At 42.3% G+C, this 14977-nt stretch carries 16 protein-coding genes; 4 read left to right on the top strand and 12 right to left on the bottom strand.

Going from position 1 to position 14977, the window contains the following annotated elements:
* Positions 1-84 precede the first annotated feature (84 nt).
* Positions 85-1398 (bottom strand): GTPase ObgE, encoded by a 1314-nt coding sequence (obgE, locus tag FJU10_RS07775; protein ID WP_077453427.1) that lies wholly within the window; start codon positions 1396-1398, stop codon positions 85-87.
* A 248-nt stretch (positions 1399-1646) separates the two neighbouring features.
* Here obgE and gap point away from each other — a divergent pair, with 248 nt between their 5' ends.
* Positions 1647-2657, top strand: a complete 1011-nt coding sequence (gene gap, locus FJU10_RS07770) for a type I glyceraldehyde-3-phosphate dehydrogenase (protein WP_005226174.1) — start codon at positions 1647-1649, stop codon at positions 2655-2657.
* 53 nt (positions 2658-2710) lie between these two features.
* Here the strand turns inward: gap and FJU10_RS07765 are convergent, their stop codons facing one another.
* Positions 2711-3661, bottom strand: a complete 951-nt coding sequence (locus FJU10_RS07765) for an alpha/beta hydrolase (protein WP_140965599.1) — start codon at positions 3659-3661, stop codon at positions 2711-2713.
* A gap of 180 nt (positions 3662-3841) precedes the next feature.
* On the bottom strand, positions 3842-4933 hold the full coding sequence (locus FJU10_RS07760; protein WP_086292419.1) for a DUF871 domain-containing protein: 1092 nt from the start codon (positions 4931-4933) through the stop codon (positions 3842-3844).
* A gap of 182 nt (positions 4934-5115) precedes the next feature.
* Between FJU10_RS07760 and FJU10_RS07755 the strand changes: the two genes are divergently transcribed.
* Positions 5116-5865: a peptidylprolyl isomerase gene (locus tag FJU10_RS07755; protein ID WP_189372265.1), complete on the top strand. Its 750-nt coding sequence runs from the start codon at positions 5116-5118 to the stop codon at positions 5863-5865.
* Positions 5866-5916: 51 nt separating this feature from the next.
* Here FJU10_RS07755 and fabZ read toward each other — a convergent pair whose 3' ends face one another.
* Entirely contained in the window at positions 5917-6357 is a 441-nt protein-coding gene (fabZ, locus tag FJU10_RS07750; RefSeq protein WP_005226178.1) for a 3-hydroxyacyl-ACP dehydratase FabZ, read from the bottom strand.
* A gap of 203 nt (positions 6358-6560) precedes the next feature.
* Here fabZ and fabI point away from each other — a divergent pair, with 203 nt between their 5' ends.
* Positions 6561-7316 carry an enoyl-ACP reductase FabI gene (gene fabI / locus FJU10_RS07745; RefSeq protein WP_140965597.1) on the top strand — a complete coding sequence of 252 codons (756 nt, stop codon included), beginning with the start codon at positions 6561-6563 and terminating at the stop codon, positions 7314-7316.
* A gap of 147 nt (positions 7317-7463) precedes the next feature.
* Positions 7464-8381 carry a mechanosensitive ion channel family protein gene (locus FJU10_RS07740; RefSeq protein ID WP_005236101.1) on the top strand — a complete coding sequence of 306 codons (918 nt, stop codon included), beginning with the start codon at positions 7464-7466 and terminating at the stop codon, positions 8379-8381.
* Positions 8382-8416: 35 nt separating this feature from the next.
* Here the strand turns inward: FJU10_RS07740 and cbpB are convergent, their stop codons facing one another.
* From cbpB to FJU10_RS07700, 8 genes are all read right to left on the bottom strand, one after another.
* The gene (gene cbpB, locus FJU10_RS07735; RefSeq protein ID WP_005226181.1) at positions 8417-8920 is read right to left on the bottom strand and encodes a cyclic-di-AMP-binding protein CbpB; all 504 of its coding nucleotides are present in this window, start codon (positions 8918-8920) and stop codon (positions 8417-8419) included.
* Positions 8921-9029: 109 nt separating this feature from the next.
* A complete protein-coding gene (locus tag FJU10_RS07730) occupies positions 9030-9542 on the bottom strand; it encodes a metallophosphoesterase (RefSeq protein ID WP_140965596.1) in 513 nt (170 codons plus the stop codon).
* Positions 9539-10891 (bottom strand): ribonuclease PH, encoded by a 1353-nt coding sequence (gene rph / locus FJU10_RS07725; RefSeq protein WP_140965595.1) that lies wholly within the window; start codon positions 10889-10891, stop codon positions 9539-9541. Before rph ends, FJU10_RS07730 begins: the two co-directional genes overlap by 4 nt.
* The gene (gene racE / locus FJU10_RS07720; RefSeq protein WP_081118702.1) at positions 10892-11707 is read right to left on the bottom strand and encodes a glutamate racemase; all 816 of its coding nucleotides are present in this window, start codon (positions 11705-11707) and stop codon (positions 10892-10894) included.
* Between the two features lie 226 nt (positions 11708-11933).
* Entirely contained in the window at positions 11934-12590 is a 657-nt protein-coding gene (locus FJU10_RS07715) for an amino acid ABC transporter permease (RefSeq protein WP_086292424.1), read from the bottom strand.
* A 17-nt stretch (positions 12591-12607) separates the two neighbouring features.
* Positions 12608-13255: an amino acid ABC transporter permease gene (locus FJU10_RS07710; protein WP_077453437.1), complete on the bottom strand. Its 648-nt coding sequence runs from the start codon at positions 13253-13255 to the stop codon at positions 12608-12610.
* A gap of 11 nt (positions 13256-13266) precedes the next feature.
* Positions 13267-14076 carry a transporter substrate-binding domain-containing protein gene (locus tag FJU10_RS07705; protein ID WP_077453438.1) on the bottom strand — a complete coding sequence of 270 codons (810 nt, stop codon included), beginning with the start codon at positions 14074-14076 and terminating at the stop codon, positions 13267-13269.
* Positions 14077-14094: 18 nt separating this feature from the next.
* Positions 14095-14832, bottom strand: coding sequence for an amino acid ABC transporter ATP-binding protein (locus FJU10_RS07700; protein ID WP_077453439.1), 738 nt, complete (start codon positions 14830-14832; stop codon positions 14095-14097).
* Positions 14833-14977: the final 145 nt, after the last annotated feature.

Here is a 14977-nt window from a genome sequence, read left to right as displayed (position 1 = left end):
TTCTTAGAGAAAATCAATGATCAACAGCCATAACCACTTCAACTATGAAGGATTTTTTTTTACAAATGATGTTCTTTTAAACGCTTATTCGACAAACTCGAATTCAAAATTACCGATACGCACGATGTCGCCGTCTTTGGCACCTCGCGCACGCAATGCTTCATCAACACCCAATCCACGCAATTGACGTGCAAAGCGCATCACGGTCTCATCGTGATCAAAGTTCGTCATTTGGAATAGTTTTTCGATTTTCTCACCGCTCAAGATCCAAGTTGCATCAGGATCGCGATCGATTGAAAACTCTGGCTCATCCGATTGGAAGCCGTAATGAACCACATCTTCTTCGATTTCTTCATCGTACAAGAGGAACTCAGGAGTGACTTCCAATAAATCCGCTGTCGCATTCAGCAAGGCATCGATTCCCTTACGAGTGACACCAGAGATTGGGAAAATCATTGGTTCATCCGCGAACTCATCCGTTTTTTCTTTTGCCAGCTGCTCTTTGAAAAGGGCTAAGTTTTCTTCAGCATCCGGCATATCCATCTTATTGGCAACGATGATCTGTGGGCGCTCTAGTAAGCGCAAGTTGTGGGTCGACAATTCATTGTTAATGGACAAATAGTCCTCGTATGGATCGCGCCCTTCCATGCCACTCATATCGATCACATGTAAGATGACCCGCGTCCGTTCGATATGACGTAAAAACTGAGTCCCTAAACCAACACCTTGCGAAGCACCTTCGATCAATCCCGGCAGATCGGCTACTGCAAAACTACGACCATCAGTGGTCGTTACCATGCCTAAATTTGGCACCAGTGTTGTAAAATGATACGCGCCGATTTTTGGCCGAGCAGAGGAAATCACAGAGAGTAATGTGGACTTCCCAACCGAAGGGAAACCAACTAAACCAACATCTGCTAAGACTTTTAATTCGAGCTCGATTTTTCTTTCTTGACCGGGTTCCCCGTTCTCAGCTAATTCTGGTGCTGGGTTTTTCGGAGAGGCAAACCGAATGTTCCCGCGGCCGCCCCGCCCGCCTTTTGCGATCACTAATGTTTGACCTTGCTCAATCAAATCCCCTAATAAGGCTCCTGTTTCAGCATCACGAACGGTGGTACCTTGGGGCACTTTGATGTAAGTATCATCTGAGCCACGGCCGTGCATTCCTTTACTCATGCCGTTTTCCCCGGGTTGTGCTTTAAAATGACGATTAAAGCGGAAATCCATTAGTGTACGCAAACCTTCGTCTACGACTAAAATGACATCACCACCACGTCCGCCGTCACCACCTGCGGGTCCGCCGTCTGGGACATATTTCTCTCGGCGAAAAGCAACCATTCCGTCGCCGCCTTTTCCTGCTTTGACATCGATTGTCACTTGATCTAAAAACATGGACATTATTTGTCCTCCATTCTTTTTTTACTACCTTCTATACTTTTTGATTATCAGTTATCTCACCTTAAGTGGTTACTATTTCTCTAATAAGAAAGTCTATTTTATTGTAACGACCGAAACGCCTTTTGTCTATCTTTTCTCATGGGTTTCCATAAGAAATCGTGAATTCTTAAGGGTTATTCTTTGACAGTCACACCAAATCGTAGCAAACTTTTAAGTGTACCAGACACAATTAAAGGAGGAAACAAGAAATGACAGTAAAAGTTGGAATCAATGGTTTTGGACGAATTGGACGTTTGGCTTTTCGTAGGATCAAAGAAGTTTCTGCCGATATTGAAGTTGTGGCAATCAATGATTTAACAAGCCCCGTCATGTTAGCACACTTGTTGCAATTTGACTCGACCCATGGCACTTACCCTGGCACTGTAACTGCAACGGATAATGCTATCGTTGTCGATGGCAAAGAAACCAGAGTGTATGCCGAACCAGACGCAAGTAAAATTCCTTGGGCAAAAGAAAATGGCGTCGATATCGTTTTAGAATGTACGGGTTTTTACACTTCCGCAGAAAAAGCACAGGCCCATCTTGATGCAGGTGTCAAACGAGTGGTCATTTCCGCTCCCGCTGGCAATATGAAAACGATCGTATACAATGTTAACTCCGACACGTTAACACCAGAGGATACTATCATATCCGCAGGCTCTTGTACGACCAACTGTCTAGCTCCGATGGCCTACTTTTTGAATGAAGAATTTGGGATCGAAGTTGGTACGATGACGACAGTTCATGCGTATACTTCTACTCAAATGCTATTGGATGGTCCTGTAAAAGGCGGAAACTTAAGAGCCGCTCGGTCCGCTGCAGACAACACGATCCCTCACTCAACGGGTGCCGCCAAAGCAATCGGTTTGGTTATCCCAGAATTAAATGGCAAATTACAAGGCCACGCCCAACGGGTTCCGGTCGTCGATGGTTCTTTAACAGAATTAGTCTCAATTTTGAAAACCAAAGTAACCGCCGATGAAGTCAATGAAGCCATCAGAAAACACACCGTCGATAATCCGTCATTCGGTTACGATGACCGTGAGATCGTCTCGGGTGATGTCATTGGTACCACTCAAGGTTCTATCTTTGACCCGACGCAAACAGAAGTGACCACTGCTGGCGATTTCCAATTGGTGAAAACCGTCGCTTGGTATGATAATGAATATGGCTTTACTTGCCAGATGATTCGTTTACTCGAAGAATTTGCTCGTTTGTAAGTCAATGAGTAGGCAAAAAGTGCCGGTTCTTTTTTCAGAACCGGCACTTTTTTTTATTCACTTGCTGGATGATCGTATTTTTCCAAGAAAGCCGCGATTTTTTCTTTGTAAAGCGCTGGATCAGTTTTGTAGCTTTTCGCATGCTCGGCTCCTGAAACGACCCATTTTTCTTTAGGCGCATCGGTCGCGTTATACAAAATATCCAGCATCGCATAAGGAACAAATGTATCCGCATCGCCATGAATAAAAAAGATTGGACGCGTATTCTTTTGCAGTTGTTTGACTGCATCTGCTTCACCAAAGAAATACCCCGCTCGGATTTTTGTGACAAGGCTAGTGACATTCATCAATGGAAATGGGGGCAACCCAAACAATTGATCGAGTTGATAGCCTAGTTCTTCATTGACGTTGGTATACCCACAATCTTCAATGATAGAAGTGACATTTTTTGGTAAGTCTTCTCCGCTGGTCATCATCACTGTGGCCGCACCCATACTGATGCCATACAAAGTGATCGTCTCTTCAGAACCATTTTTTGCAAGTATTTCATCGATCCATTGCACGTAGTCTTTACGTTCGTGCCAACCAAAACCAATATAATCCCCTTCGCTTTGACCATGCCCTCGAGCGTCTGGAACCAACACATTATAACCTAAATCATGATACATCTTGGCGTAGTCCGCCATCGTTTCTGCATTCCCCATGTAGCCATGCGCGATGATCGCCGTTTTTCCTTGATTCTTCTCCTCCGCCGGTAGATAAATGGCGGATAATTTTAAATCATCTTCAGAAGTCAGCTGCCACATCTCACGATTTGCTGCATCTGTAAACCAATTTTGCGCTTCGCTTCCCGTCTGATTTTCATCAGTACCCGGGGTATCTCCTTCCAAGAAATCTTTTTCTGAAGGAACTACCGCATAGTCGTAAAAATAGTTTCCAGCATATCCTAATCCCGCAATCGCTAATACAGCTACTCCGATGGCAATTTTCCAGCGCAATTTCACACTTGTCACGTCCTCTTAAGTATATAGTTTACATAATATTATTATGGTTTCAATATTCCTCATGGAAAGAACCCACTACATAAATTACCGTTTTTTACTCGTGTTTGTCAATCGCAAGCGCCCAAAAAGAAAAACCATTGCCAACAATAGGTGTTGACAATGGTTGATTCCTCGTAATGGCTAGTTATTTTCGACCAATTTAAAACTTGACCAAGGTTTCAAAAATTCTAATAAGAAAAGCTCTTCTTCAGCGATTTTCCCAACGACATTGACCCGGCCGTCATTTTTCATTTCTTTCAAGGCGATTTGCGTCTCCCCTTTGTATTGTCCATAGCCAGCATTATCGATCAAGACATCTCCTCTTACCATATCATGGGTATCATGGGGTGGAAATTCTTTGTCTTTATAATAGATCCGGGTCATCGTTGAACGCAAGATGTATTCTGAACGATCTCCTCGGTAACTATGCAGATTATCAAACAAACAGATGCGTTCATCTTCAGTGATTCCATCAACCACATCAACTCTTAATGTTGGATAATCCGCGTGAAATGCTTCAGCCATTGCCGCCAATTCTGCTTCTGAAGCATAGGCATTACCAATAGAGATATCATCGATCAAACCAGTCAACACTAAATGTTTGACTTGTGTAGCTAACGGCAGATCACGATGGTCTTCCAAAGAACATAAGCCATCTTGTGTTGGCCAAGGACCGAAATCAGCCTCGTGTGAATTCACAAAAGCCATCGTATTTAAATTGTACTTGCGGAATTTTTCCGAACAAAAAACGAAATGGTCATAGCCTAACCCTGAATAGCGATGAGGGTAGAAATTATGCGAACCTAGTAAATTTTCGGTGTTTGGTGAATAACTCATGATGTTATCCACGTAGCTCGTGCCACTGCTCATATTGATCTCAATTTTGATCCCGTAAGGATTGCGGGTCATTTTGGCTTCTTCTGAACCCGTAAAACCGATATCTAATCGAACACCGTAAGCCCCCATCTCATCAAAGAAGGATAAATCATCATAAGAAATACCTAGCTGTTCGAATAAACCAGGATTGATATCTACCATGACTTCCATTCCTAACTGATTGGCATAATCCACGACTTGTTTAAAGTCTGCCAAGACTTTTTCTTTGTCATCGTTGATTTGCAGCAAACTGGTAAATACCCGTTTAAAGCCGTATTTGTGTGCCAAGTCTAGATACGCTTTGTCCTTTTCAAACGTTGAGCGCTCTGGATAAATCGATATCCCTAATTTTCCCATCAAAAAAACCTCCTGTATATTCTATCCGTTTATTATAATGAATCCTCTTTCATTATAGCAAACATCTAAAAAGTGGTCTACACCTTTCCATCTGATTCTTTCTCATTCCACAAAATCTGCGCTTTCTTCTACATCTTTTTTTTGTTATGATTAGCATTAAGAAAACTGGAAGGAATGAAAGAATGAAAAAAATCCTATTCACACTGACAGCAGCTGCTAGCCTTTTATTATTAGCTGCTTGTACAGGTTCAAGTACCACCGATCCCTCATCAAGCAATTCGGCAGAAAGCACGTCGACCTCAGAATCCGTTGACTTGAATGCCCTAGAATTGCCGCAATTATCAACGGATGTGCAAGAGAATGAAGCTTTAGTTGAAATGGTGACGGAAGAAGGCTCTATCAAAATCAAACTTTTCCCAGAGATTGCGCCCAAAGCCGTCGAAAACTTTTTGACCCATGCCAAAGATCGTTATTATGACGGCTTGACTTTCCATCGTGTCGTAGAAGAGTTTATGATCCAAGGGGGCGACCCTAATGGTGATGGCACTGGCGGAGAAAGCATCTGGGGCGAAGGATTCGGCGAAGAATACTCGAACCAGCTTTATCACTTGCGAGGCGCATTGGCAATGGCAAAATCAAGTGCGCCAAACAGCCAAGGCAGTCAATTCTACATCGTTCAAAATGATCAAGACGTATCCGACGGTCTAGCGATCCAACACTATCCCGAAAAAATCATCGAAGCCTATAAAAATGGTGGAACACCACGATTGGACGGTAAATATACCGTTTTTGGTCAAGTGATCGAAGGCATGGATGTCGTAGATAAAATTGCGCAAGCAGAAACCCAAGACTCTGGCAATGGTGAGAATTCTCAACCGGTTGAGCCAGTGAAGATCGAAACGATCAAGGTCTTACAAGAAGCCAAAGAATAAATAAAAAAACCGCTGAAAGCCCCGATTATCGGATGCTCCAGCGGTTTTCTTTTATTTTTGGTCGCCTACGATAAAGGTAAATTCGCACTCCGCAGCTTTTTTGCCATCCACTGTCGCTACTGCATCAGCAGTTCCTACAGAGCCTTTGATTTTGGTGATTTCAAAAACAAGTTTCATGGTATCTCCCGGAACAACTTTTTGACGGAATTTTGCTTTATTGATGCCGCCGATATACGCCGTTCTTCCTTGGAATTCCTCAGATTTCAATATTAAGATCGATCCTGCTTGTGCCAATGTTTCTAAAATCAAGGCACCTGGCATCACTGGATTTCCCGGAAAATGCCCTTGAAAAAAATCTTCGTTGATGGTGACATTCTTCGTTGCGATAATTTTTTTACCAGATTCGATTTCATCAACATAATCAATATAAATAATTGGGTAGCGATTTGGAATCAAATCCATGACTTCCGTTTCAGTCAATAGTTTTTTCATGGTGTCCCTTCCTTGCTTAAGAATTTATTATAGTTTGATTATCAAAGTATCATAGTTCAAGGAAATTCGCAACTAAATATTTATTAAGAAAAAAATAGTTTGACAATCAAACAATTATGCTTAATAATTAGAAATCAAGATAGTTTGATTTACTATTTGTCATTATACGTATTTTATTGTTGAATTTATTAAGGAGTGGAATTATGAGTTTTTTAACCGGTAAAAAAGTTGTCGTCATGGGCGTTGCTAACAAACGCAGTATTGCTTGGGGCTGTGCACAAGCACTAAAATCCCAAGGAGCCGAAGTGATTTACACATATCAAAACGACCGCATGAAAAAGCCTTTAGAACGCTTATTGGAATCTGATGAATTTGTAGTGGAATGTGACGTCGCCAATGACGAAAGCATTGCTTCCGCCTTTGAAACGATCAAAGAATATGCAGGTGAGATCCATGGTGTTGTCCATGCCGTTGCTTATGCCAATAAAGAAGATCTATCTGGCGATATTTTGAATATTTCTCGTGACGGTTATGCTTTGGCGCAAGACATCAGCAGTTATTCATTGATTGCCGTCACTAAATATGCCAAACCAATCTTAGCTGAAAATGCTGGAATCGTTACCCTTTCCTACTTAGGTGCCGAACGGGCAGTACCGAACTACAATATGATGGGGATTGCAAAAGCCGCTTTAGAATCAAGCGTCCGCTATTTAGCTGCCGAACTTTCACCGCAAAAAATCCGTGTCAATGCGATTTCAGCTGGTGCCATCAAAACGCTAGCAGTAACAGGTGTAAAAGACTATCAAAAGCTGATCCAATTGTCAGAGGATCGGACACCTGACCATATTGGTGTAACGATCGAAGAAGTCGGCAATGCTTGTGCCTTCTTGATCAGTCCGTTATCGAGCGGCATTATCGGTGAAGTGATTTTTGTCGATAAAGGGGTTCACTTGTCTTAATCATTGAGCGTCAAAGTAAAGTCTGCTGTGGACCAATTAAAGGTCTTAGCAGGCTTTTTCTGAAAAAAATTATCATTTCAGAAAACCTCCTTTGCATTTCTATTTTATCTTCGTTAAAATAGATGCAGTAAGACTTGGAGGGATTCTATGAAACAACTGCTACTTGCAGCTAGCACGACCGATTCAAGTGGTTCCAGCATTACCGAACCAGCAGCTGCTCAACTCAATGCATTACAAAAATGGTGGGCGTCTATCGACTGGGAATCGATCATTGGCTTACTGATCCAAAAAGCATTGATGTTGCTTTTTTTATGTATCCTATTTGGTATTTTATTGAAAATAAGCAATATGATCATCGATCGAATCTATCGTTCCTATGAAAAAAAAGCCAGTTTCAATGTGAGTCGAATCAACACGATCCATACCCTGATCCGCAATACGGTTCATTACACATTAGGATTCTTTTTTGTCTATGCACTCCTTTCCACCATCGGCGTACCTGTAGGCTCGTTACTAGCCGGTGCCGGAGTCGTCGGGGTCGCACTTGGTTTAGGTGCCCAAGGCTTTATGAATGACTTGATTACTGGCTTCTTCATTATTACCGAGCAACAAATCAATGTTGGTGATTACGTCCGCTTGACCAATCTGACGCTTGAAGGTACGGTGACAGCAGTCGGGATTCGAACGGTCCAATTAAAATCCGTTGATGGAACCGTTCATTATATCCCAAATCGTAACATCACGACCATCAGTAATACATCAAGAGCCAATATGCAAGTCGTTGTCGACGTACGTATCTTACCATCTGAAGGCCTAGATGAAATTCGTGCCATCATTGAAGAAGTCAATGAACAGATCGCTCAGCAACATGAAGAAGAGATTCAAACGGCCCCTACGGTCTTCGGTCTGGTGGATCTAGGGAACAACAACTTTGCGATTCGAACCACCATGTATGTGACCAACGGTACGCAATGGAAAATCAAAGAGGAATTTTTAGCAGCATCGATCGATGCTTTGACAGCCAAAGGCTATACGATCCCTAATGCGCCCATCGTCGGTATTTAAAAAAAGGTTATCCCGAAACTGGGATAACCTTTTTTCTATACCACATGCAGTTCATCTGTCATCTTTGGGGCATCTTCTTTCGAAATCAGCAAATAGCGTCTTTCGATTTCATGCGCCAAATGATTGACGGATTTTAAAATCTCTTTGCGGGTGATGATCCCTACAAAGACATTGTCATCATCAACGATCGGCAAGAATGCTTGATCTACTAAAAGATGCAGCATACTTTCCAACTCATCGTTTTCCTTGATGCAATTCACGTTGACTTCCATGACGTCTGCCACAGTCAGCCCTTCAATATTTTCCATACTGAAGCCAGTGAGATCCATCATTCGTTCCACGATGTTTGAGAGGCTGATTAAGCCGACTAAATGGTCCTCACTATCTAGTACAGGGATCTTTGAATAGCCCACTTTTGATAAAACAAGCAATGCGTGACTCAAAGGGTGGTTATAAAATACCGATGCCACATTCTCTGCAGGCACCAAGAAATTTTCTTGATTCTCGAGTAATATTTTTTCTACGGTCTGTCCTATCAATCTAATTGCCTCCATTTCACAGCTACTCTTCTATTTTACTTGAAAATGAGAATAGAAAGTAGAAACCTGCAAAATTATAATGAAATTTTTACTTTTTGATTCCGCTTACTTAACGTGTGAAAACGAAAGCTAGCTCTGGGACTTTATGAAAGGAACGATCATAGTATTGGATTGCCCATTGTTCTGGCGTACTTTCAATAATCGCAAAGCTTTTGATTTGAATTTGCCCTCGCGGTTGGGAAATACTGCCAGGATTCAAGAAAAGTCGATTCCCGACTTTCTCACAAGCAATTTGATGCGTGTGACCAAACAAAGCGATCGAGGCATCTGCTTGTTGCGCTTTTAATCCTAATTTGGTTACGCCAAAACGAACATCCGCCAAATGGCCATGGGTCATATAGATGGTATCCAGCGACGTTTTAACGATACGCTCATTGGGAAAACCACCACCGTAATCGCAATTGCCGCAAACGACTTGGAATGTTTCCCATAAAGGATCTGTATCAGGCAGTTCAGAGTCTCCACAATGCAGGAATAAATCGACTTGATTTTCGAATTCATTTTTAAGATCAACAAGAATCTCACGATCTGAATGATTGTCACTGACAACTAAATATTTCATACATTTTCTCCTTCTAGCCACTCCTGCCACTGTACTTGGAGTTTTTTGATTGCTTGACCACGGTGGCTCACTCGGTTCTTTTCTTCTTGACTCATTTGGGCTGCGCTTTGCTCTGAACCATCAGGAATAAACAATGGATCGTAACCGAACCCATTTTCTCCACGAGGGATACGGCCGATTCTCCCCGGCCATTGGGCTTCAACCACCAAGCTATCTTTTCCTGGTGCTGCGAAAACTAACGTACAGTGAAATTGTGCACTGCGTTTGTCATCTTCGACATCCGTCAATTCATAAAGCAATTTTGCATTATTGGCAGCATCACTTTTTTGCTCACCGGCAAATCGAGCAGAGTACACGCCTGGGCGTCCCCCTAATGCATCGACTTTCAGTCCTGAGTCATCAGCCAACACCGGTCTTCCCAAAATTCTGGCGATAGTTTCCGCTTTAAGGCGGGCATTTTCTTCGAATGTGGTGCCGGTTTCTTCAACATCCGGCAAGGAAGGATAATCTTTCAAGGTGCGGACATCGTACCCTGCTGCCCCAAATACGGCTTTAAATTCCTTGGCTTTTCCTGGATTGCCTGTGGCAATGACGATCGTTTTTTCGGGAATCTCATAAGGGGGTTCATCTGGCAAAAACAGTGCCTCTTTTTGATAGGCAATCAATTCTTCGATAGCTGTTTTTCCGTAGATCAGCATCTCATTCAACTGCTGACCATCAAAGGTCGCTTCTTCCCCAGTTCCTTGCAATTCGACAAATCGACCGGATTCTGTCATCACCAAATTCATGTCGACAGCAGCTGAAGAATCTTCTTGATAATCGAGATCAGTCACACAGGTGCCATCTGGTAAGATTCCAACGCTGATGGCTGCCAAATGCTCCTTGATCGGGTCTTCCGTCAATGCTTTGTCACGCAACAATGTATCGATAGCTAAACGCAACGCAACAAATGCGCCGGTAATACTAGCTGTTCGGGTACCACCATCTGCTTGAACGACGTCACAATCGACCACAATACTGCGTTCCCCTAGCTTTTCTAAATCGACCACAGCTCGCAAGGAACGAGCAATCAGCCGTTGGATCTCCATCGTACGACCAGAAAGCTTGCCTTTGGCACTTTCTCGACGATTACGAGTGTTGGTCGCTCGTGGGAGCATACTGTATTCGGCTGTGACCCAGCCTTTTCCCGTATCTCGTAAAAACGGAGGGACCCGATCTTCAATCGTTGCCGAACAGATCACGGTTGTGTCACCAAAAGAGATCACAACCGATCCTTCGGGGTGTTTGTAGACGTTGGTTTGAATTTTAACTGGTCTTAACATTGTTTCTTTTCTGCCATCATGTCGCATTTAAAAGCCTCCTAAATCAGTGTGAACCGATGAGATCGTGTCTAAATCAAGCCAATCATTGGCGATCTCATCAAATATTTTTGGTGAACCAGTAGTAAAAAATGCATGCTGCGGGTGCGGATCGTCCTGGCTCGTTGCTGCAATGGCGAAATAGTCCAACAAGGTACTGACTTCCCCCACCGTTTCTGCGCCTGAATCAATGAGCTGGATATGGGCCCCCAATTCATTTTGGATCAAAGGACGCAATAAAGGATAATGGGTACAGCCCAGAATCACCGTATCTAACCGCTTGTTTTTCAAGGGGCGTAACGTTTCTGCCACAATTTTCTTGGCAACCGAGCTGTGGTACTGTTTGCTTTCTACGATCGGTACAAACTTTGGGCAAGCCAAACTGACGACTGACGCATGGGGGGCTTTCCCATGAAGGGCGCGCTTGTACGAGTCGCTTTTAATCGTTCCGTTTGTCCCGATAACACCGATTCGTTGATTTTTGCTTGCTTTGACCGCTGCTCGACTGCCAGGCAGTATCACGCCGATCACTGGAATATCCAGTTGTTCTTTGATTTCTTCAAGAGCGACCGCTGTTGCTGTGTTACAGGCGATCACCAACATTTTAATGTTTTTTTCCAATAAAAAACGGGTCATTTGCCACGTATACTCGATGACTTGCTCAGCAGGTCTTGGGCCATAAGGGCATCTGGCAGTATCGCCTAGATAAAGAATCGATTCGTTGGGCAGTTGTTTGATTGCCTCTTTGACGACCGTCAACCCACCAACACCAGAATCGATAAAGCCAATTGGTCTGTTGTTTGTCATAGTTTCCATCCTTTACATGAAAGAAAGAGTTTGATGCATTTTTCTCTCTTATTCATTTTGGACTTTTTTTGTCTATTTTTCAAGTATTCCTTTCGTTTGCTAAAGAAAGCTTTCCCAAAAAATACCAATCGGTACAAAAAAAGCCCCAACCATTGGCTCACAACCAGCAAGTTGCACTTGCATGGTTGAAAGACCGATCGCGGGGATTTTTGTCGATTGTTCATTTTTAGTAATCGTACTGACGTTTTTCCAAAAAACCTGAAAGCAATGACAGTGCATAACAAACCAAAAAGTATAAAACAGTCATTGCCAAAAACATTGGCAAAACATAGTTTGTATTTTGACCATAAATGATCCGGGCATGATGGGTCAACTCTGGTAAAGAAATGATCACGGCTAGTGATGTATCCTTGATCAAAGAGATCAACTGACTGACGATCGCTGGCAACATCGCTTTAAATGCTTGTGGCACGACGATACTGCGCAATACTTCAACATAATTTAATCCCGTTGATAAACCAGCTTCCATCTGACCTTTTGGCACAGAATTCAAACCCGCTCGAAAGATCTCAGAAAGCATCGCTGATTCAAAAATCGTCAACGCCACAACCGCTGACCAAAAAATGTTAAAGCGGATGCCAATCTGTGGCAAGGCAAAATAAGTGAAGAAAATGATCAAGAGCAAAGGCAAGTTACGAATAACATCAATCACGACACCTAATACTTTAGAAAAGACCGGAATCGAGCTGAAGCGTAAAATACCGGCGATTCCTCCAATAATAAAGCTAAATAAGATCGAGAGGATCGACACTTCAACCGTAACACGTAAGCCATCGATCAAAAAGCGAATGTTAATCGCTGAAAAAGCTTCAAAAAAATCCATAGTTCTTTAGCTCCTTTCTATGAGCGGACAGCCCAACGCCGTTCCAAGTAAACCATCAAATAAGACAATGGCAGGGTGATAATCAAATAGAAAAGACCAACAATGATATAGGTATCAAATGTATTGAAGGTCTCGCTTGCGATCAAATCCCCTTGATACATGATATCTAATCCTGCGACCATCGCTAAAATTGAGGAGTTTTTGACGAGGTTAATAAATTGATTGCCTAGTGGCGGCACAACGATTTTAAATGCTTGAGGCAAAATAATGTAGCGCATCGCTTGACTATAAGTAAAGCCAGAAGACAAGGAAGCTTCCATCTGTCCTTTAGGAACCGTTTGGATCCCTGAACGGATCGTCTCGGCGATAAATGCCGATGTATAGATCGTTAAACCAATCGTTCCCGCTTGAAATCCGTCAAAAGAGACCCAATACATTGGCACAACAACATAAAAGAACATCACGATGATCAATAAGGGGATATTTCTAAAAAACTCGACATATGCTTTGGCGATCCCTTTGATGAAGCGATTGTCTGACAACTGAAAAATTGCCATTAAAGTTCCGATCAAAAGGCTAAAAAACAGTGCGATCAAACTCGCCATGACTGTATATTTAAAGCCTTCAATAAACTGACCGGTATAGGTTTGAAATAATTCAACCATTCAGTTTCCTCCTAATCTACTTTTCCTGATTCGTCTTCAGGGAACCACTTGTTGTAAATCTCATCATAGGTTCCATCTTCACGCATTTCCCGCAAGGCTTGATTGACAGCATCTAGAAATGGTTTTTGACCTTTGTTGATGGCTATCCCATAAGGCTCTTCGGTAAATGTTTCGCCAACTAAATGATAATTTGGATTTTCACTCGCCATCCCTAATAAGATTGCGTTATCCGTAGTCATAGCATCCCCTTGTCCTGATTGCAAAGCAGTAAAGGCTTCTGCATAATTTTCAAGTTCTAGGATTTGCGCTTCTGGTGCAGCCTCACGAATGTTTACAGCTGACGTAGAGCCTTTCACGACCAATACAGTGGTGTCTGCGGTCAAATCTTCAATCCCTTGGATTGGACTATCTTTTGCGACCAATAAAGATTGTCCTGCATCAAAATAAACATCCGAAAAGTCAACTTGCTTTTTACGCTCTTCCGTGATGGTCATCGTTGCGATGATCGCATCGATATTGCCGTTTTTCAAAAGCGGAATCCGAGTTTTTGAGGTAACTTCAACAAAAATCGCATTGCCATCACGCCCTAAGATTTTTTCAGTGATCGCACGAGCGATATCAATATCAAAGCCACGCACTTCTCTAGTCGCGATATCCATCAAACCAAATAGACGGGTATCGTTTTTTACGCCCCAAACGATCTGATTCGTCTCTTTGCTGTTTTCTAAAATATCAATATCTGCGGCACTTTGTCCTTTACAACCTGAGAAAGTCACAAGGGCAAAGGCTAAAACTAGAAAAGAAAAAATTTTCTTTTTCATATAGGTTCCTCCTGTCGCTTAATGATTTGTGACTTTGCTCAAGAATTGTTTTGCACGCTCGTCCCTTGGTGCGTCAAAGAATCCATCGACATCCCGTCGATCTTCTAGCACTTGGCCTTCTGCCATAAAGACGATTCGATCTGCTACTTCACGAGCAAAGCTCATTTCATGGGTAACGACGATCATGGACATTCCTTCACTGGCGATTTTTTTCATGACATCTAGTACATCGCCAATCATTTCTGGGTCCAATGCTGAAGTTGGCTCATCAAAAAGCAGCATCTCTGGTTTCATCGCAAGGCCTCGGGCAATTGCGACCCGCTGCTGTTGTCCACCGGATAACATAGACGGATAAGAATCTTTTTTATCCAACATCCCAACTCGATCAAGTAGTTTTTCCGCCAAATTGATGGCTTCTTGCTCATTTTGTTTTAATACTTTAATCGGCGCTAACGTAATGTTTTCTAACACGGTTTTGTTTGGATACAAGTTAAAATGTTGAAACACCATACCAATGTTTTTTCTAACTTCTGTCATTTTGACATCTTTATCAAATAAGTTCTTGCCGTTGACTAATAATTGACCACCTGAAATGGTTTCTAGTCCATTAATTGTACGGAGCATTGTACTTTTACCAGAACCTGAAGGTCCGATAACAACAACGACCTCACCTTTTTCAAATTCAAGGTTGATGTTTTTTAATGCATGGAACTTTCCGTAATATTTCTCTACGTTCTTAAATTCGATCATTGCCATTGATTCACACTCCTAGCTATTTTTAAAATTAAATGAGTAAATGGAAAGATTTGATTCATATTATAGCCCAATCTTTTTTCATTTGTAAAGGTGCTTTTCCAATGTTCCCCCCTTATTTCTGAAAAGACAAGTGCTATTTTACTTT

Origin of the sequence: Enterococcus sp. OL5, assembly GCF_006491895.1 — a bacterium.
Taxonomy (GTDB): Bacteria; Bacillota; Bacilli; order Lactobacillales; family Enterococcaceae; genus Enterococcus_D; species Enterococcus_D innesii.
This window is presented reverse-complemented; position numbering and strand designations above follow the sequence as displayed.